Raw genomic sequence first — 18,868 nt, 5'->3', positions numbered from 1 at the left:
AATTTCGCTGAATTGTGATCTCGGATTCGGGAAATGATCCTGACGGGGCCCCCGAGGCGCGGAAAGGAATGACTCCGATGGGCCATGTCGCCGGAAGGGCCTCCGCCGTAACCTCGTAGAGGGTGTGGGCTGCGGAAGGAAGGACGACGCGGTGGGGCACGATGACCTGGACTCTCGGGTCCATGACCGTGTCGCGTTGGACGAGATTGCGCTCTACGCCGAGGTGCTCACCGCCGTGGCAGTCAGTGAGCGGCGGCTGACCTTGGACGAACTCGACGACGCGCTCGGATTGCGGACTTCGGCGAGTCGCTGAAGAACCAACTCGATTAACCAAGACCCCGGGGACCTAGTTCCCGGGGTTTCACATAACTAGTCAATCCACGGCTGGATCATCCGACTTACGGATGAGGCTCTCAGGACAGAGGGCTAGACCCTTCTAGGAACGCACGAGGCGCGCGATCGCCGCCGACGCCTCCTTGACCTTCGCCTCGGCCTCCGGGCCGCCCGTGTTGATCGCGTCGGCCACGCAGTGCGAGATGTGCTCCTCCAGCAGCCCCAGCGCGACCGCTTGCAAGGCCCGTGTGGCGGCGGAGACCTGGGTGAGCACGTCGATGCAGTAGGCATCGTCGTCGACCATACGCTGCAGACCCCTGATCTGGCCCTCGATTCGCCGCAGGCGCGTCAGATATGCCTGCTTGTCTCCGCTGTACCCATGCATGCTTCTACGGTACCCGTAAGGAGTATGGGCTAGCGGAGATCGGTGATGAGCTTCTCCCACTGCTCGGCCACCTCGTCGGCCGAATGCCGCACCGCGGTGTCGAGCGCGCCCGCCGCCAGCGAGCGCCGCCTGCGCTCGTCGTCGATCAGCGCCAGCAGCGCCGCCGCGAAGAGCTGCAGGTCACCCTCGGACTCCGGCACCAGCACCCCGTTGTAGCCGGTCGCCACGAACTCCCGAGGCCCCTTGGCGCCCTCGAAGGCCACCACGGGCACCCCGCACCCCATGGCCTCCAGCACGGTCATGCCCAGGTCCTCGCTGCGCGAGGTGGTGGCCACGATCGACGCCTTGGCGAACTCGCCCGCCAGGTCCGGCGTGGTGCCCATGAAGTAGACGTGGTTGTGCAGGTTGAGGTCGCGCACGAGCGAGCGCAGCCGCCGCTCCTCGGGGCCGCCGCCGTACAACCTCAGCCGCCAGTCGGGCCGCTTGTCGGCCACGATCGCGAACGACCTGATCAGCCTGTCGTACGCCTTCACCGGCACCCACCGGCCACCGGCGGCCACGATCCTGTTGTCCATGCGCGAGCGCGGCCACGGGCCGCCCGGCAGCGCGTCCAGCACGCTGTGCACGACGGGCCCGTCGCCGAGGAGCCTGCTCCACTCCTCCTGCGCCGACTCCGTGGCCGTCACGACGGCGCTCAGGCGCGGATAGAAGCGCTGCACGGGCCCCGGCACGGCCGGCCTGCTCCACTCGCGGGCGATCTTGATGGTGTCGCGCGGCGCGTGCCTGGCCGCCTGCACGCCGATCCCCGGCCTGGTCGTGATCAGGACGTCTGACCTGAGGTTGCGCAGCACCCGCCACAGCGCCACCTCGGTACGCACCTGCCCGCGCGGCAGCAGGTGCCTGACCCCCGGCCGGGCGTCGACCACGCTGCGCATGCTCACCTTGGGGCCGACGGGGAAGAACGGCTTCTCCTTCTGCCGCCTGACGCTGATCACCTCGACGTCGTGCCGCTCGGCCAGCGCGGTGGCCAGGTTGAGCGTGGCGCGCACGTCGCCCCGCATGGCGTACGCCGAGGCGAGGACCAGGCTGACCTTCATCCGCCGACCTCGATCCGCAGCTCGTCGTCGGCGGTGTAGCAGGGTTTGATCAGCACGCCGTCCACCCGGGCCGACGGGTAGTGCAGCCGGCGGCGCTTGCCGTCCACGTCGTCGAGCCGCGAGCCGAGCCGCATCTCCGTGGGCACGCCCTCCACCCGCAGCGCCGGCTCCCACATGCCGGAGCCGTCGGGCTCGGCGGCCAGCACGTCCACCAGCGAGACCGCCGCGTGGAAGCGCACGCCCTGCACCGTGGCCGTGGCCTTCAGGTGGGCGCCCGTCTGCCTGCGCTCCAGGGTCAGCACGGCCTCGTGGCGGGAGTCGTCGTCCTCCAGGCCGGTGTAGGCCAGCAGGCCCATCACCTCGAAGCGGCCCTCCCTGAACCAGATGGAGCGCACCTCCGCCACCGGCTCCGCTTCGGAGATCTTCAGCGCGAGGAAACCGTTGCGCGTTCGATACGAGCGGTAGGCGAGCGTGCGCCTGCACAATGCATACGCGTCGAGATGGTCGAGCGAGAACCCAGGATCGACGCTGCGCAGCCTGCTGCGCTTGCCCTCGTGGCGCAGGTACGCGTCCCAGCGGCCGGCGCTGAGCTCCAGCGGCGCCAGGGAGACCGCCAGCGTGGCCTCGCGCGCCCGCGCGCCTGGGCTGCCGAGCAGCACGTCGCGTTCCACCCCCGTGGTGCGATGCCTGAGAACGAGTTCGGTGCCGTCTTCCAGTGGTTCGTCGATGGCGAGTCGCAGGGAGAGCACGTCGGCCAGGGTGACTTCGGCGTCCGTGACGACGACGCCCATCACGAGCCCCCTCCCCGTCGAATAAGGCCATGCGACGTTGAGGTTACCGTGATTTTCCCGTTATGTGGATGCCGGATTTCTTCCAGCCCCACCCGTAGACAGGCGAAACTCCTCCACACCAGGTGTGGAGGAGTCCGACATCTCCCGTCAGGAAGCGCCCTTGACGGACTTGATCAGAAGCTGCGCCACGTCCACGACTTCCAGCGATTCCTTGGCCTCGCCGTTGTTCTTCTTCTCGTTGATGGCGTCGCCCAGCATGACCATGCAGAACGGGCAGGCGGTGGAGACCGTGTCGGGGTTCGTGGTCAGCGCCTCGTCCACGCGCTCGGTGTTGATGCGCTTGCCGATGCGCTCCTCCATCCACATGCGCGCGCCGCCGGCGCCGCAGCAGAAGCCGCGGTCCTTGTGGCGGTGCATCTCCTGCGTCTGCACGCCGGGCACCTTCGACATGATGTCGCGCGGCTGGGAGTACACCTTGTTGTGGCGGCCGAGGAAGCACGGGTCGTGGTAGGTGATCTTCTCCTCGATCGGCGTGATCGGGGTGAGCAGCCCCTCGTCCACCAGCTTCGACAGCAGCTGCGTGTGGTGCACGACCTCGTACGTGCCGCCGAGCTGCGGATACTCGTTGGCCAGCGTGTTGAAGCAGTGCGGGCAGGTGGCCACGATCTTCTTGACGCCGGCCTCGTTCAGGGTCTCGATGTTCTGCTGGGCCAGCATGTTGAACAGGTACTCCATGCCGAGCCGCCTGGCCGGGTCACCGGTGCACGCCTCCATGGGGCCGAGCACCGCGAACTTCACGCCCGCGATGTGCAGCAGCTCGGCGACGGCCTTGGTGGTCTTCTTGGCCCGGTCCTCCAGCGCGCCCGCGCAGCCCACCCAGAACAGGTACTCGGCGTCCTCGGGCATCTTCTCCTCGACGACCTCGACCTCGAAGTCGAGCTCCTCGATCCAGTCGGCCCGCTTCATCTCGGACATGCCCCACGGGTTGCCCTTGTTCTCCAGGTTCTTCACCATCACTCCCGCCTCCGACGGGAACGACGACTCCACCATCACCTGGTAGCGGCGCATGTCGAGGATGTGGTCGATGTGCTCGATGTCCACCGGGCACTGCTCGACGCAGGCGCCGCAGTTGGTGCAGGACCACAGCACGTCCGGGTGGATGACGCCTTCCTCGCCGACGAGCGGCTTCTCCAGCAGCGCCAGCACGTCGGTGTCCTTGTGCTCGACGCCCGCCGAGGCGGCCATCAGGTACGGGGCCACCTTGAAGGCGTGGTCACGCTGGTCGAGGATGAGCATCTTCGGCGACAGGGGCTTGTCGGTGTTCCACGCCGGGCACTGCGACTGGCAGCGGCCGCACTCCGTACAGGAGTAGAAGTCCAGGAAACCCTTCCACGTGGTGTCGCCGATCTTGCCGCGGCCGAGCCGCTCCGGGTCGAGGTCCTCGTCCTCGAAGTCGACCGGCTTGCCGTCCACCCGCATCTCGGGCGCGGCGCCGAGGCCGTCGGGGCGGCGCGAGAAGAGCACGTTGAGCGGGGCGGTGAAGATGTGCAGGTGCTTGGAGTTCACCACGATGACCAGGAACACCAGCATGAAGCCGATGTGCAGGAGCAGCGCGATCTCCTCCAGCAGCGCGCTCGCCGGCAGCACGTCGCCGAGCGCGAGCGAGACGAACGCGCCGGAGGAGTACGGGAAGTTGCCGTTGGCCGCCGCCGCGCCCCTGGCCAGGAAGAGCGTCCAGATGATGTTGAAGATCATGAACAGGACGAGCCAGGCGCCGCCGAGGTGCGAGCCGGAGAAGCGGGAGCCGCGGCCCAGCGTCTTCGGGGAGTTCTTGACCCGGATGATCGCGAAGGCGACGAGGCCGAGCAGGCACGCCACCGCGATGAAGTCCTGGAGGAGGCCGAGCACGGCCCAGGTCCCGATGAGCGGGATGTGGAAGTCGGGCGTGCCGGTGATCGCGCCCTGGATGATCGCGCCGTACGCCTCGATGTAGACGGTCAGCAGGATGAAGAACGCCCACATGACGAAGAAGTGCGCGACGCCCGACGGCGTCCACTTCAGCAGCTTCTTCTGCCCGAACACCTCGACGAGCTGCGCCTTGATCTCGTCGCCGACGTGTGTCCTGGCGTACTCGGTCCGCTCGGGCGCGGGCGGGCCCACGGTGGCGAGCTTGAACAGGAACATGACCCTGCGACCGGCCACGGCCACCGCCGCGACGGTCATGACGAGCCCGATGACGGCTACCCAGAGCACGGGGTCCTCCCACAGACGACGTTGGCTGTCAGCGTACGGTCACCCGCTGCGCAGGCATGTAGCAGCAATCCTACCCACGAGTAACTTTACTGGGTTACGCGACATACCCTAAGGTCATCGCCGTCTCCAGAACAATGCTCTATCCCGTGAAGTACCTCTGGATGGTCGGCGCCAGGATCTCCACCAGCTCGTCCTGCCCGGCGCTGGCCAGCGGCTCCAGCTTGAGCACGTACCGGGCCAGGACGATCCCGAGCATCTGCGAGAAGGCCGCCTCGATCCGCAGGTGCGGCACGCCCATCCGGTCGGCCACCTGGTAGAGCAGGGCCGAGGTGAAGAACTCCCTGACCATCCCGACCGCCTGCTCGTTGCTCATCGCCGAGCGGAGCAGCGCCAGCACCGGCGCCCGCGTCTTCTCGTCGGCGGTGAGCCGCAGGATCATCCGGACCAGCCGCTCACCGACCTCCTCGCGCGGCCCGTCGAGCAGCACCGGGATGATCTGCTGAGGGTTGATCGGCAGCTCCATGGCCGCCGCGAACATGCCCTCCTTGGTGTCGAAGTAGTGGTGCACGAGGGCCGGATCGACCTGCGCCTCCCGCGCGATCCCGCGCACGGTCGCCTTGTCGAACCCCTTCTCCGCGAACACCCTCCTGGCGGCGGTGAGGATCTCACCACGCGTGTCCGCCGACCCCGGCCTACGCCCGGGCCTGCGCTTGTCCGTGTTCATGGCCTCACTCCGCGAGGCGGCTCGGTCGCGTCACTTACCCACCGCCAGGTAGACCCGCATCGGCACCGACAGCAGCCCCTCAGGAAATTCCTCCCGCAGCGCCGCCCGCTGCCGCTCCACCACCTCGTCCGCACGCTCGGGCGACAGCGCCGCCATGTACGAGTGCGAGCGCAGGTCCAGCAGGAAGTCCTCGATGCCGATCAGCCGCGTCCACGGGATCCAGCGCTCCTCGATCACCTCGAAGGCCGAGGCGATCGGCGGCACCGACCACTGCTCGACCGCCGGCCCCCAGTACGCGGGCACCTCCTCCGCCAGCCGGGCCTCGTAGGCGGCCAGCCAGTCGGCCTGCGCCGCGTGGTTGAGGTTCCAGCAGCCCACGATGGCGCCCTCCGGCCGCAGCACCCGCCGGGCCTCGGCGATCGAGACCACCGGGTCCAGCCAGTGCCACGACTGGGCGTACGTCACCAGGTCCGCCACCTCGTCGGCCAGTGGCAGCGCGTTGCCGTCGGCCAGCACGGCGCTCACCCGCGTGCCGTTCGGGGCGCCGCCCTTGGAGATGAGGCGGGTGAGCATCGCCTCGCCCGGGTCCACCGCGATCACGTGGGAGCCGCGCGCCCGCAGCGCGTGCGTCATGATGCCGGTGCCCGCGCCGACGTCCACCGTGGTGGCGCCGTCGAGCTCGACGCCCGACAGCTCGCTCAGCGCGCGGTAGACCTCGTCGGGGTAGGCGGGCCTGGCCGCGTCGTAGGCGTCGGCCACCAGGTCGAACGTCCTGCCCAGATCCTTGATCGGCCCCGTGTTCATGTGGACGCCGCCAGGTGCAGCCTGGCGAAGGCCAGGCCCTCCGCCAGATCGTCGATCCGCTCGGTCCTGCTGGCCGCCTTGCGGGTGTTGATCTCGAGCACCACCAGGCCCGAGTAACCGGTGTTCGCCAGCCGCTCCAGCATCGGCGCGCACGGCTGGTTGCCCCTGCCGGGCACCAGGTGCTCATCCTTGTTCGTCACCCCGATCCCGTCGGCCAGGTGCAGGTGCGCCAGCCGGTCGCCGAGCTTGACGGCCATCTCCATGGCGTCGGAGCCCGACACGGCGGTGTGCGACAGGTCCAGCGTGACCTGCGGGAAGTCGAAGTCGATCGGGTTCCAGTCGGGTGAGTAGGGCACCACGTCGTTGCCCCTGGCCCGCAGCGGGAACATGTTCTCCACCGCGAACGTGACGTCCGTCTCGTCCCGCATCCTGGCCAGCCCGGTCTCGAAGTCGCGGGCGTAGTCACGCTGCCAGCGGAACGGCGGATGCACCACGACCGTCGAGGCGCCCAGCCGCTCGGCCGCCTTCTGGGCCTTGACCAGCTTGGCCCACGGGTCGCGGCCCCACACCCGCTGGGTGACCAGCAGGCAGGGCGCGTGAATGGCGAGCACGGGCACCTCGTAGTGCTCGGACAGCCGTTCGATCACATCGATGTCCTGACTCACCGGGTCGGCGCCGACCATGATCTCTACGCCGTCATAACCCAGGCGCGCGGCCAGCTCGAACGCGTCAGGAGTACGTTCCGGATATACCGAGGCGGTGGACAATGCGATCTTCGCATTGGGCACGCGGATGACATCAGCCACGTTGCCAGCCTAAGCCGGAGAAGCCGATCTGGCGCGTCAGCCCCTAGCGTTGGGGCATGACCCGGATAGCGAAAGGTGCGATCCCGAGCCCGAACATCTGGAACACGCCCCAGATCTACGAGCTGGAGAACCGCGCCGTCGACCCCGATGGCGCGGCCGACGCGGCGATGCGCGCCCTGCGCCCGTGGGACGGCGCCACCGTGCTCGACCTCGGCTGCGGCACCGGCTACCACCTGCCCGTCCTGGCCGCGGAAGCCGCCCGGGTGATCGGCGTGGAGCCGCACGGCGACCTGGCCGCGCTCGCCCGCCGCCGCTGCGCCGGCCTGCCCAACGTGACCGTGCACGCCGCGGCGGCCCAGGACCTGCCGCTGCCCGACGCCGGCGTGGACGTGGCCATGGCCCGCTGGGCGTACTTCTTCGGGCCCGGCTGCGAGCCCGGCCTGCGCGAGCTGTCCCGGGTCGTACGGCGCGGCGGCGCCGCCTTCGTCGTGGACCTCGACGCCACCCGGGGGTCGTTCGGGCGGTGGTTCTCGCGTACCGTGCCGGCGTACTCGGCGCGGGAGGTCGAGTCGTTCTGGGACCGTCAGGGCTGGCAGCGCAAGGAGCTCGACCTGCGCATGGTCTTCCAGCGGCGCGCCGACCTGGAGGCCGTGCTGCGCATCGAGTTCGCGCCCGAGGTCGCCGAGCAGGCCATCGCCGAGACGCCCGGGCTGGAGCTGGCCTATCCGAACGTGCTGCGCTGGCGCTACTTCTGAGCCCTTGACCTTGACACTGACGTCAACGTTTACCTTGGAGGCATGCGCATCGGTGAGCTGGCGGAACGCACCGGGGTGAGCACCCGCTCGCTCCGCTACTACGAGCAGCACGGGCTGTTGCGCGCCCGGCGCGCCACCAACGGCTACCGCACCTACAGCGAGGACGACGTCAGGCTGGTCTCCGAGATCCGGGCCCTGCTCCAGATCGGTTTCACGCTGGAGGAGACCCGCCCGTTCGTCGACTGCCTGCGTCAGGGGCACAGCACCGGAGGCTCCTGCGCCGAGTCGGTCGAGGTCTACGAGCGCAAGCTCAGCGAGATCGACCAGGAGATCCGCGTGCTGCTCGCCCGCCGCGCCGAGGTGGCCGCCCAGCTCGCCCAGTCGTGCCCAGGTTGCTTTGTGAGGGGATGAAGATGATCACGCTGACCACGGACAACTTCGAGGAGCAGGTGCTCAGGAGCGACAAGCCGATCCTGGTCGACTTCTGGGCCGAATGGTGCGGCCCCTGCCGGATGGTGGCGCCCGTACTGGAGCAGATCGAGGCCGAGCACGGCCTGACGATCGGCAAGCTGAACACCGACGAGAACCCCGAGATCATGGCCCGCTACGGGGTGATGGGCATCCCGACGCTGATCCTGTTCGAGAACGGCGAGCCCGCCAAGCAGGTCGTCGGCGCCAAGCCCAAGCGCATGCTCGTCTCGGAGCTCGGCCTGGCGTGATTGTCGGTGGCAGCCGCTAGCCTGCTCCGCATGGCCAAGACTGCCCCGAAGCCCGGATACCGCTGCGCCGAGTGCGGCTGGCGCACCGCCAAGTGGGTCGGCAGATGCGGAGAGTGCCAGGCCTGGGGCACGGTCGACGAAGAGGGCGCCAGGGCCGGCGCCAGCGTCGTCCAGGCCGGGGCCACCACCGCGCCCGCCCTGCCCATCGGGCAGGTCAAGGCCGAGGTGGCGACCGCCCGCACCACCGGGGTCGCCGAGCTCGACCGGGTGCTGGGCGGCGGCCTCGTGCCCGGCGCGGTGGTGCTGCTGGCGGGCGAGCCCGGCATCGGCAAGTCCACGCTGCTGCTGGAGGCCGCGGCCCGCATCGCCGAGCGCGCGACCGTGCTCTACGTGACCGGTGAGGAGTCCGCGGCCCAGGTCCGACTGCGGGCCGACCGTATCGGCGCCATCCAGGACCAGCTCTACCTGGCGGCGGAGACGGAGCTGTCGGCGCTGGTGGCGCACGTGGAGAAGGTCCAGCCGCGGCTGCTGGTCGTCGACTCCGTCCAGACGATCGGCTCCGCGCAGGCCACCGGCGTGCCCGGCGGGGTGACCCAGGTGCGCGAGGTGGCGGCCAACCTCGTCCGGCTGGCCAAGGAGCGCAACATGGCCACCGTCCTCGTCGGCCACGTCACCAAGGAAGGCTCCATCGCCGGCCCCCGCACCCTGGAGCACCTCGTCGACGTCGTGCTCAACTTCGAGGGCGACCGCCACTCCAGGCTCCGCATGGTCCGCGCGATCAAGAACCGGTTCGGCCCCACCGACGAGATCGGCTGCTTCGACCTGCACGAGCGGGGCATCGAGGGCATCACCGACCCCAGCGGCCTGTTCGTCTCCCGGCGCAGCGAGCCGGTCCCCGGCACCTGCGTCACCGTCACCGTCGAGGGCACCCGCCCGCTGCCCGCCGAGGTCCAGGCCCTGGTGGCGCGCACCGAGGCGCAGCAGCCCCGGCGCACGTCGTCCGGGCTCGACACCTACCGCGTGCAGATGATCCTCGCCGTCCTGGAGCGCCGGCTCAACGCCCGCCTCGGCGGCTGCGACGTGTTCACCGCGACCGTCGGCGGCATCAAGCTGGCCGACCCCGCCGTGGACCTGTCCGTCATGCTCGCCGTCGCCAGCGCCGCCGGCGACAAACCGCTCCCTCCCCACCTCGTCGCGCTGGGCGAGGTGGGCCTCGCGGGCGAGCTGCGCCCGGTCAAGGACGTACGCAGGCGGCTGACGGAGGCGGCCCGCCTCGGCTTCAAACGTGCCCTCGTCCCGGCCGGATCGCTGGAGGAAGGCGGCCGCAGGCGCGGCGGCCAGCGGGCCCTGGTGCCGGTCGGCCCGGTGGCGTTCGCGCCCGGCTTCGAGGTGGTCCAGGCGGAGAACGTCTGGGACGCTCTCACACACGTCACATAGCACGGCTAAGCTGAGGTGACCGATCGACACGGGGGTCAGGTGGATAGGAGTCTGGACGACCGTCGTCGCGAAGCCCTGGCCGCGGTAGCGCCGGGCACACCTCTGCGCGACGGCCTGGAACGGATCCTGCGCGGGCAGACCGGCGGGCTCATCGTGCTCGGCTACAACAGGGTCGTCGAAGAGGTCTGCAGCGGCGGCTTCGAGCTCGACGTCGACTTCTCGGCCACCAGGCTGCGCGAGCTGGCCAAGATGGACGGCGCCATCGTGCTGAGCGACGACCACAAGATCGTACGCGCCGCCGTGCACCTCGTCCCCGACCCCGCCATCCCCACCGACGAGTCGGGCACCCGCCACCGCACCGCCCAGCGAGTGGCCAGGCAGACCCGCCTGCCCATCATCGCCATCAGCAAGTCGATGCGCATCATCGCCCTCTACCTCGACGGCATCCGCTACGTCCTGGAGGAGTCGGCCGCCATCCTGTCCAAGGCCAACCAGGCCCTGGCCACGCTCGAACGCTACAAGCACCGCCTCGACGAGGTCTCCGGCACCCTGTCTGCCCTGGAGATCGAGGACCTGGTCACGGTCAGAGACGTCGCCGCCGTCGCGCAGCGCCTCGAAATGGTCCGCCGCATCTCCGACGAGATCAAGGGCTACGTCGTCGAGCTCGGCACCGACGGCCGCCTCCTGTCCCTGCAACTGGACGAGCTGGTGGCGGGCGTCGACTCCGAACGCGAGCTCATCATCCGCGACTACCTCCCCGCCCCCTCGGGCCGCCGCCAGAAACGCCTCCTGGAGGCCCTGCACGAGCTGGACAAGCTCTCGGGCGCCGACCTCCTCGACCTCTCGGCCGTCGCCCACGTCCTCGGCCACAACGGCACCGACCAGCTCGAAACCCCCGTCAGCCCCCGAGGCTTCCGCCTCCTGGCCAAGGTCCCCCGCCTCCCGGCCACGGTCGTCGACCGGCTGGTCAACCACTTCGGCAGCCTGCAGAAACTCCTGGCGGCCAGCATCGACGACCTCCAGGCGGTCGGCGGGGTCGGCGAATCCCGCGCCCGCAGCGTCCGCGAGGGCCTCTCCCGCCTCGCCGAATCCTCCATCCTGGAGCGCTACGTCTAAGAGCACGGTCCTCGCTGGTCGCTCGGGCGTTCCTCCCAAACCCCGCCCACCCGTTGCCCATTTACCGGGTTGACCGTCTGTTGCCCGCCCCGAGCAGTCCTCGCCTTCGGCTCGGGCTGTGCTCATCCGGTGCACGGTCAACGCAGGTGGAAGACCCCCTTGTTCGTCCGCATCTTGCCCATCCGCGCCACCGCCACATAAGTCCCCGGCAGGGCGGCAGGGGGCGTGGACCGGCAGTCGGAGCTGGAGCGCCGCCGATCCCATTCCAGCGACCGCACGTACGGCACCCCCCGCTGCAGCTCCTTCACCTCGGTCCCGGGACCGCTGACGCAGTCGGCCGTGGACCAGATGCGGTCGGCGCCCGAGGTGATCTTGATCTCCATGGCGCGCGGCCCCACGTCGGCCTTGCACATGACCGAGCCGGTGTTCACCAGCGTGACCAGGAAGGTGGGGCGGGCGTCACCGGCGTAGATCTCCTCCCTGCCGCCCTGGAGGCTGAGCACGAGGTCCTTCTCCTCGCACGGCTCCCCCGGCCGCCTGGGCCGCTCGGACGGGGCCGCCTTGGGGGTGGGCGTGGGGGACGGGCTCGCGGTGCCCATGGCCAGCGTACGCAGGCCCGCCAGCAGCGGGTCGACGGCCGGCGTGGTCTTGGCGGCGGTGCTGCCGCTCGCGCTGGGTGAGGACTGCGCGCTGGACGTTCGTTCGGGGCCGCTGCCGCCGCTGGAACATGCCCATGCCACAACGGCCACCACGACGAGCACCGCCACCAGCACGCTCATCCGGCGCCGCCAGTAGATGTCACCGCCGTCGCCACGCATCGTATCCGGGTCCATACAGCACAGGATGGTGAGCGGGCAACGACAGTGAGTGACGACACGCCGAGGGATGGCATCTCCTGGAACGTCGGCACGCCAAGGGTTGTCATCGCCCCCTACGCTGGAGCGCGTGGTTGAGCCGAACGTCCTGCACACCGCCGTTCTCGACTGGTACGAGGACAACGCCCGGGATCTCCCGTGGCGGGCGCCCGACGCGACCCCGTGGGGCGTGCTGGTCAGCGAGATCATGCTGCAGCAGACCCCGGTCGTCCGCGTGCTGCCGATCTGGCACGAGTGGATGGAGCGCTGGCCCACCCCGAAGGCGCTGGCCGCCGAGCAGCCCGGTGAGGCCGTACGGCACTGGGGCCGGCTCGGTTACCCGCGGCGGGCGTTGCGCCTGCACGCGTGCGCCCGCGCGATCACCGACGAGCACGGCGGCGAGGTGCCGTCCGATCATGCGACCCTGCTGGGCCTGCCCGGCATCGGCGAGTACACCGCGGCGGCCGTCGCCAGCTTCGCCTTCGGCGGGCGGCACGCGGTGCTGGACACGAACGTCCGGCGGGTGTTCGCCAGGGCGGTCAGCGCCGAGGAGTACCCGCCGACCGCCACCTCGGCGGCCGAGCGGCGGCTGGCGGAGAGCCTGCTGCCCGAGCTGGGCGCCGCCCGGTGGGGGGTGGCGGTGATGGAGCTGGGCGCCCTGGTGTGCTCGGCGCGCTCACCGCGCTGCGCCGACTGCCCGATCACTCACGTGTGCGCGTGGCGGCTGGCGGGCAAGCCGCCGCACGCCGGCCCCGCGCGCAAGGGGCAGACGTACGCGGGCACCGACCGCCAGTGCCGGGGCCGCCTGCTGGCGGTGCTGCGGGAGGCCCACGGCCCGGTGCCGAAGGCGGCGCTCGACGTGGTGTGGGACGACGCGGCCCAGCGCGAGCGCGCCCTGGACGGCCTGGTCGCCGACGGCCTGGCCGAGACCCTCGACGACGGCACCTACCGCCTGCCCCACTCCTCCTGACGGCCCCGCGCGCCTGGTCAGCTCGTGCGCGGTTGATAGTCGGGCGTCCGGAAGGGCCAGTGCGTGGACAGCCAGGCCGTCACGGCCTCGTACAGGGGCACGTCCAGCTCGGCCCGGCCGGCGGTGACCCAGGACGTCACCTCGGCATCGTGGCCGTCGCGGGGTGAGGGATAGATGTACAGGCAGCCGATCACCTCGCCGCCGGGATCAAGGACGGTGTAGGTGAATCCGCGGCGCTGCGCGAAGTCGTCCGCGTGGCGCCGCAGGTCGGCGAGGTTGGCCTCCAGGGTCATGCCGTCCACCGGTGGCCATCCGTGATCCGGGAAACCCGGGGTGGCGCGGATGTGCTCGATGCTGCCGGTCCAGGCGGCGTGGTCGGAGGCGTTGTGCTGGGGGCCCAGGGGTTCCAGGCGGAACCGCGGGGTGACCAGGTGTGCGGGGACGTCGAAGTCGTCGGGGACGAAGGCCTTGTCGGTCATGAGGCCGAGGCTATGAGACAGGCCTCATGCGTCACATCCGTATTTATCCCCTCATCGCACCCACGGCGGCACGAGCCGTTCGGTGTCCTTCGGGGCCAGGCCGCAGGCGTCCGGCTCCGACACACCACCGGGGTTGTACACCTGAGCCCCGGCCGGAGCGACCACGATCGAGACGAACCCGTGCTCGGCATCGGCGACCAGCTGCCTGCTCACGTCCGCGGGCAGCACCATCGTGTCCCCCGCGGCCACCTCGTGCCGCTCACCGCCCAGCTCGACGACGGCGGCCCCGTCGAGCCACGTCCACACCAGCTCGGTGTCGAACGCGTGCACCGGCCCCACCATGCCCGGCCTGGCGTCCACCCGCCAGACGGCCTGCCCCGCGGAGCCCTGCGACGGTGAGGCGAGCGTGGTCATGACCCCGTTCGGGGTGGTGATCTTCCGGGAGTCCGTTCCCAGGTTGACGGTCATCGTTCTGTCCTCTCACACGATCCACGGCGGAACGCCGAAGTCGGCGCCGTCAGGGCTGGAGGCCCTGGCGCCGGCCGGCGCGGTGACGACGGCGGTGTAGCCGTCGGCGGGGTCGGCCAGGACCCGCCGCAAGGTGCGGGCGGGCATGACGACGGTGTCGCCCGCCGCGACGCTGTACGTCTCGCCGCCCAGCTCCACGGTCGCCGCCCCGGCCACCCAGCTCCACACCTGCTCGCTGTCGAAGTCGTGCTCGGGCCCCACGGCGCCCGGCCTGGCCTCGACCTTCCACAGGGACCGCGAGGCCCCTCCCTGCGTCGGCGAGGCGAACGTCGTCATGACCCCGGCAGGAGTCTCCGATCGCCGCGCCTCGGCGCCACGTATGACGGCCATGCCGTCGCACCCCCTAAGATAGGCAACTACGTTGTCCATATAGTTAACCAGGTTGTCTATCGTGTCAAGCCACGTCCCGGGCTTCGAGCTTCCGCTCCGCCTGCTGCTCGCGTTCAGGCTGCTGATCGACGAGCTCCACGCCGAGCTCGGCAAGCAGGGCCACCCGGACCTCAGACCCATGCACGGGTTCGTCATGCAGGCCATCGGGCCCGGCGGCACCACGGCCGTCGAGCTGGGCCGTACGCTCGGCGTCTCCAAACAGGCGGCGGGCAAGACGATCGAGACGCTCGAACGCGCCGGCTACGTCGAGCGCACCACCGACCCCGAGGACACCAGGCGCAAGCTCGTGCGCCTGACCGCGTACGGCGTGGACGCCCTCAACCGCTCGGCCCGCATCTTCGACACCCTGCGCGCCCGCTGGGCGGCCGAGCTGGGCGAGGAGCGGATGCGGGAGCTGGAGTCCGACCTGCGCAGGATGACGCCCGGCAATCCGTGGCGGCTGGACATGCCGGGCTGGTTCGGGAACCTCTAGAACGTCAGGCCGCGAGCTGGAGACCCAGGCCGGTCAGGCTGGTACGCGCCCAGTCCAGCTCCTCGGCCAGCAGCGACACCAGCGCCCCCGGCCCCTTGGCCCGGCCGGGAACGGTCAGGTTGTGCGTCTCGACCTCGATGTGCGCGCTGCCGCTCACCGCGCCCGACAGCATGGCCGCGAGCGTGTCCTGCAGCACGGCTCCCGTGCCCGGCGTCTCGCCCGTGTGGCTGTGCACGTGGCCCACCTTGACCACCGGCGCCCCGGCCTCGGCCAGACCCTTCAGCGCCGCGCCGGGCTCGCCGGCGTCGCAGGCGAGGTGGCAGGCGTCCAGGCACACGCCCAGGTGCTCGGAGTCGATGCCGCCCACCCGCTCCAGCGCCTGCTCGGTCGTCTCCAGCACGCACCCCGGCCACGGCTCGAACCCGACCCTGATCGTCTTGCCGGTCGTGCTGTAGATGCCGCGCAGCTCGCGGGCCAGCCGCTCCAGCCGGCGGGTGGCGATGGAGTGCAGGTCGGCGGGCCAGTCGCGGCGCCAGCCGATCGGGATCGTCGAGATGCTGCCGAAGCGCACGTCCTCGGGGAGCAGGAACGCCAGGATCTTGGCCAGGGCCATCGTGTAGCGGTAGCGCTCGGGCTTGGCCCAGTCGGGGCCCGGGACCTCCTGGTTGCGGCCGCCGGTGCCGTTCAGGCTCACGACCTCCAGGCCGCGCTCCTCCAGGGAGCGGCGCAGGCGTACGAGCTCGATGCGGTCCGCCGTGAGGTGGTCGGCCACGCTGGGGGACAGCCACAGCCCGATCCCCATCCGCTCGACGCCCAGCCGCTTGCGCACCGGGACCGCGTAGCGGGTCAGGTGCGCGATGAGGTTCTCCAGGTCCTCAGCGGGGTGGACGCCTGCGTTGTAGGCGAGGTGAACGAGCGTTCCGTCATCGTGACGCAGGCGCATCGGTTTCCTCCAGGGCTTGCATTAGTGTTCCCGTCGCCCGTCTCTGACGTGCGAACCATGTGAGCATGCCTGCCAGGTGGTGGCATGCGCGTCCGCCCTGAGTCGACCTCTCGCTACTCCCCAGGGAGCAGGCCCCCAGCTTGGGAGCACGCTCTTGTGGCTCACTTGGATGAGACTTGGCGAAGCTCTACGCAGTGTAGTACTACTCGCGGTGGCGGTATACCCGCTGACCCAACAATTACGCAACGACGGCAACCTTCTCACTTCTCCACAGGTGGGATGTGAGGATCGCCGAAGATGACGTACGTGCCGCTCAGGGCCCCGTGCAGGCACTTTCGGACGAACAGACGACCTCGGCTCCATCCAGCACCTCCCACGGGGCCCAGGGGCGATCTCAGGACCGCCCTCGTACACAGCTATGACTGGATAGCCCCCGAAAATGTGACATCGGCCCGGTCCCTGGGTGGGGACCGGGCCGGCAGCCACTGCAGGTAGTCCCGCGGTGCCGGCCGCATCACCCTTCTGACATGCGGAAAGCCCCCGCGCGAGGCGCGGGGGCTTCCGTTGGACCCAGGGTCAGTTCTGGATCGGAGCGGCGATCGCGGCAGCCGAGTCCGGGATCTTCGAGGCGGACTCGCCCTTGAAGATGAACTTGGCGTTGTCGCCCTCGCCCTCGACCGTCACCTTCACGACCTGGCCGGGCCGGAGCTCGCCGTAGAGGATCTTCTCCGACAGCGAGTCCTCCAGCTCGCGCTGGATCGTGCGCCGCAGCGGCCGGGCGCCCATGACGGGGTCGTAGCCGCGGTCGGCGAGCAGCTGCTTGGCCTCGGGCGAGACCTCGAGCCCCATGTCGCGGTCCTTCAGCCTGGCGTCCACCTGGGCGAGCATCAGATCCACGATCTTGATGATCTCGTTCGGCGTCAGCTGGTGGAAGACCACGATGTCGTCGACACGGTTGAGGAACTCGGGCCGGAAGTGCTGCTTGAGCTCCTCCTGGACCTTCGCCTTCATCCGCTCGTAGTTGGACTCGGTGTCGTTGGACTTCGCGAACCCGACCCCGATGCCCTTGGAGATGTCGCGGGTACCGAGGTTGGTGGTCATGATGATGACCGTGTTCTTGAAGTCGACCACCCGGCCCTGGGCGTCGGTCAGCCGGCCGTCCTCCAGGATCTGCAGCAGCGAGTTGAAGATGTCGGGGTGGGCCTTCTCGATCTCGTCGAACAGCACCACGGAGAACGGCTTGCGCCGCACCTTCTCGGTGAGCTGGCCGCCCTCCTCGTAGCCGACGTAGCCGGGAGGCGAGCCGAACAGCCGGGAGACGGTGTGCTTCTCCATGAACTCCGACATGTCCAGACTGATCAGCGCGTCCTCGTCACCGAAGAGGAACTCCGCCAGAGCCTTGGACAGCTCGGTCTTACCCACACCGGAGGGGCCGGCGAAGATGAACGAACCACCGGGACGGCGCGGGTCCTTCAACCCGGCGCGGGTACGCCGGATGGAGCGCGACAGGCCCTTGATGGCGTCGTCCTGGCCGATGATCCGCTTGTGCAGCTCGTCCTCCATGCGGAGCAGGCGCTGCGACTCCTCCTCGGTCAGCTTGAAGACCGGGATGCCGGTGGCGGTCGCCAGGACCTCGGCGATGAGCTCCTGAGTGACCTCGGCCACGACGTCCATGTCGCCGGCCTTCCACTCCTTCTCCCGCCGCTCGCGCTTGAGCTGGAGCTGCTTCTCCTGGTCGCGGAGGGCAGCCGCCTTCTCGAAGTCCTGCGCGTCGATCGCGGACTCCTTGTCGCGGCGGACGTTGGCGATCTTCTCGTCGTACTCTCGCAGGTCCGGCGGCGCGGTCATCCTGCGGATGCGCATCCGGGAACCGGCCTCGTCGATGAGGTCGATCGCCTTGTCGGGCAGGTAGCGGTCGCTGATGTAGCGGTCGGCCAGCTGCGCGGCGGCGACCAGCGCGTCATCGGTGATCGACACGCGGTGGTGCGCCTCGTAGCGGTCGCGCAGACCCTTGAGGATCTCGATCGTGTGGCTGAGTGAGGGCTCGGCCACCTGGATCGGCTGGAAGCGCCGCTCCAGCGCCGCGTCCTTCTCCAGGTACTTGCGGTACTCGTCGAGCGTGGTCGCGCCGATCGTCTGCAGCTCGCCGCGGGCCAGCATCGGCTTGAGGATGCTGGCGGCGTCGATCGCGCCCTCCGCGGCGCCCGCACCCACGAGCGTGTGCAGCTCGTCGATGAACAGGATGATGTCGCCGCGCGTGCGGATCTCCTTCAGCACCTTCTTCAGGCGCTCCTCGAAGTCACCGCGGTAGCGGGAGCCGGCGACCAGGGCGCCGAGGTCAAGCGTGTAGAGCTGCTTGTCCTTCAGCGTCTCGGGCACCTCGCCCCTGACGATCTTCTGCGACAGGCCCTCGACGACGGCGGTCTTGCCGACGCCGGGCTCGCCGATGAGAACGGGGTTGTTCTTGGTCCTGCGGGACAGGACCTGCATGACCCGCTCGATCTCCTTCTCACGGCCGATGACCGGATCCAGCTTGCCCTCGCGGGCGGCCTGGGTCAGGTTACGGCCGAACTGGTCGAGCACCAGGGAGGTCGACGGGGCCGACTCCTGCGGACCGCCCGCCGCGGCCGGCTCCTTGCCCTGGTAACCGTGGAGCAACTGGATGACCTGCTGCCGGACACGGTTGAGATCAGCTCCAAGCTTGACCAGCACCTGGGCCGCCACACCCTCACCCTCGCGGATGAGCCCGAGCAGGATGTGCTCGGTGCCGATGTAGTTGTGACCCAGCTGCAAAGCCTCACGGAGCGACAGCTCGAGGACCTTCTTGGCCCGCGGGGTGAACGGAATGTGCCCCGACGGAGCCGACTGGCCCTGGCCGATGATCTCCTCGACCTGCTGGCGCACACCCTCAAGGCTGATGCCGAGGCTCTCCAGAGCCTTGGCGGCCACGCCCTCACCTTCATGGATCAAACCAAGAAGAATGTGCTCAGTGCCGATGTAGTTGTGGTTGAG

General features: G+C 69.7%; 20 protein-coding genes. 7 read left to right on the top strand and 13 right to left on the bottom strand.

The annotated features are described in order from the left end of the window. Positions 1-436: 436 nt before the first annotated feature. The 7 genes from HD593_RS00100 to HD593_RS00070 all read right to left on the bottom strand — a co-directional run bounded on the left by HD593_RS00100 (position 437) and on the right by HD593_RS00070 (position 7,193). A complete protein-coding gene (locus HD593_RS00100; protein ID WP_080044376.1) occupies positions 437-718 on the bottom strand; it encodes a metal-sensitive transcriptional regulator in 282 nt (93 codons plus the stop codon). 29 nt (positions 719-747) lie between these two features. Next, positions 748-1,815, bottom strand: a complete 1,068-nt coding sequence (locus HD593_RS00095; protein WP_185100095.1) for a glycosyltransferase — start codon at positions 1,813-1,815, stop codon at positions 748-750. Further along, positions 1,812-2,606: a hypothetical protein gene (locus HD593_RS00090; protein ID WP_185100094.1), complete on the bottom strand. Its 795-nt coding sequence runs from the start codon at positions 2,604-2,606 to the stop codon at positions 1,812-1,814. The genes HD593_RS00095 and HD593_RS00090 overlap by 4 nt, the downstream gene beginning before the upstream one ends. 147 nt (positions 2,607-2,753) lie before the next feature. After that, positions 2,754-4,859: a (Fe-S)-binding protein gene (locus HD593_RS00085; RefSeq protein WP_185100093.1), complete on the bottom strand. Its 2,106-nt coding sequence runs from the start codon at positions 4,857-4,859 to the stop codon at positions 2,754-2,756. A gap of 139 nt (positions 4,860-4,998) precedes the next feature. After that, positions 4,999-5,583, bottom strand: a complete 585-nt coding sequence (locus HD593_RS00080; protein ID WP_185100092.1) for a TetR/AcrR family transcriptional regulator — start codon at positions 5,581-5,583, stop codon at positions 4,999-5,001. Between the two features lie 30 nt (positions 5,584-5,613). Further along, positions 5,614-6,387 carry a class I SAM-dependent methyltransferase gene (locus HD593_RS00075; protein WP_221524548.1) on the bottom strand — a complete coding sequence of 258 codons (774 nt, stop codon included), beginning with the start codon at positions 6,385-6,387 and terminating at the stop codon, positions 5,614-5,616. Then, complete coding sequence (locus HD593_RS00070; protein WP_185100091.1) at positions 6,384-7,193, bottom strand: sugar phosphate isomerase/epimerase family protein; 810 nt, start codon at positions 7,191-7,193, stop codon at positions 6,384-6,386. The genes HD593_RS00075 and HD593_RS00070 overlap by 4 nt, the downstream gene beginning before the upstream one ends. Before the next feature lie 56 nt (positions 7,194-7,249). On the opposite strand from HD593_RS00070, the gene HD593_RS00065 reads away from it, so the two are divergent. The 5 genes from HD593_RS00065 to disA are packed head-to-tail and all read left to right on the top strand — an operon-like array spanning position 7,250 to position 11,220. Further along, complete coding sequence (locus HD593_RS00065) at positions 7,250-7,948, top strand: class I SAM-dependent methyltransferase (protein WP_185100090.1); 699 nt, start codon at positions 7,250-7,252, stop codon at positions 7,946-7,948. A 42-nt stretch (positions 7,949-7,990) separates the two neighbouring features. Continuing rightward, the gene (locus HD593_RS00060; RefSeq protein WP_185100089.1) at positions 7,991-8,359 is read left to right on the top strand and encodes a MerR family transcriptional regulator; all 369 of its coding nucleotides are present in this window, start codon (positions 7,991-7,993) and stop codon (positions 8,357-8,359) included. A 2-nt stretch (positions 8,360-8,361) separates the two neighbouring features. Beyond that, positions 8,362-8,667, top strand: a complete 306-nt coding sequence (gene trxA / locus HD593_RS00055) for a thioredoxin (protein WP_221524547.1) — start codon at positions 8,362-8,364, stop codon at positions 8,665-8,667. Positions 8,668-8,697: 30 nt separating this feature from the next. Beyond that, a complete protein-coding gene (gene radA / locus HD593_RS00050; protein ID WP_185100087.1) occupies positions 8,698-10,104 on the top strand; it encodes a DNA repair protein RadA in 1,407 nt (468 codons plus the stop codon). A 39-nt stretch (positions 10,105-10,143) separates the two neighbouring features. Further along, positions 10,144-11,220 carry a DNA integrity scanning diadenylate cyclase DisA gene (gene disA / locus HD593_RS00045; RefSeq protein WP_185100086.1) on the top strand — a complete coding sequence of 359 codons (1,077 nt, stop codon included), beginning with the start codon at positions 10,144-10,146 and terminating at the stop codon, positions 11,218-11,220. Between the two features lie 137 nt (positions 11,221-11,357). Here disA and HD593_RS00040 read toward each other — a convergent pair whose 3' ends face one another. Beyond that, entirely contained in the window at positions 11,358-12,053 is a 696-nt protein-coding gene (locus HD593_RS00040) for a hypothetical protein (RefSeq protein WP_221524546.1), read from the bottom strand. A gap of 229 nt (positions 12,054-12,282) precedes the next feature. Here HD593_RS00040 and HD593_RS00035 point away from each other — a divergent pair, with 229 nt between their 5' ends. Then, positions 12,283-13,044, top strand: coding sequence for an HhH-GPD family protein (locus tag HD593_RS00035; RefSeq protein WP_246547338.1), 762 nt, complete (start codon positions 12,283-12,285; stop codon positions 13,042-13,044). A 17-nt stretch (positions 13,045-13,061) separates the two neighbouring features. On the opposite strand, the gene HD593_RS00030 is transcribed toward HD593_RS00035, so the two are convergent. The 3 genes from HD593_RS00030 to HD593_RS00020 are packed head-to-tail and all read right to left on the bottom strand — an operon-like array spanning position 13,062 to position 14,381. Then, positions 13,062-13,523: a GNAT family N-acetyltransferase gene (locus HD593_RS00030; protein ID WP_185100084.1), complete on the bottom strand. Its 462-nt coding sequence runs from the start codon at positions 13,521-13,523 to the stop codon at positions 13,062-13,064. 51 nt (positions 13,524-13,574) lie between these two features. Continuing rightward, positions 13,575-13,991, bottom strand: a complete 417-nt coding sequence (locus HD593_RS00025; RefSeq protein WP_185100083.1) for a cupin domain-containing protein — start codon at positions 13,989-13,991, stop codon at positions 13,575-13,577. A 12-nt stretch (positions 13,992-14,003) separates the two neighbouring features. Continuing rightward, complete coding sequence (locus HD593_RS00020; protein WP_185100082.1) at positions 14,004-14,381, bottom strand: cupin domain-containing protein; 378 nt, start codon at positions 14,379-14,381, stop codon at positions 14,004-14,006. Between the two features lie 61 nt (positions 14,382-14,442). On the opposite strand from HD593_RS00020, the gene HD593_RS00015 reads away from it, so the two are divergent. Next, positions 14,443-14,913 carry a MarR family winged helix-turn-helix transcriptional regulator gene (locus HD593_RS00015; RefSeq protein ID WP_185100081.1) on the top strand — a complete coding sequence of 157 codons (471 nt, stop codon included), beginning with the start codon at positions 14,443-14,445 and terminating at the stop codon, positions 14,911-14,913. Positions 14,914-14,917: 4 nt separating this feature from the next. Here the strand turns inward: HD593_RS00015 and HD593_RS00010 are convergent, their stop codons facing one another. Then, positions 14,918-15,856: a sugar phosphate isomerase/epimerase family protein gene (locus HD593_RS00010; RefSeq protein WP_185100080.1), complete on the bottom strand. Its 939-nt coding sequence runs from the start codon at positions 15,854-15,856 to the stop codon at positions 14,918-14,920. A 576-nt stretch (positions 15,857-16,432) separates the two neighbouring features. Beyond that, positions 16,433-18,868 (bottom strand): ATP-dependent Clp protease ATP-binding subunit (locus HD593_RS00005; RefSeq protein WP_185100079.1); only part of this gene is annotated, 2,436 nt, incomplete at its 5' end.

Origin of the sequence: Nonomuraea rubra, assembly GCF_014207985.1 — a bacterium.
In the GTDB taxonomy this organism is placed as follows: domain Bacteria; phylum Actinomycetota; class Actinomycetes; order Streptosporangiales; family Streptosporangiaceae; genus Nonomuraea; species Nonomuraea rubra.
This window is presented reverse-complemented; position numbering and strand designations above follow the sequence as displayed.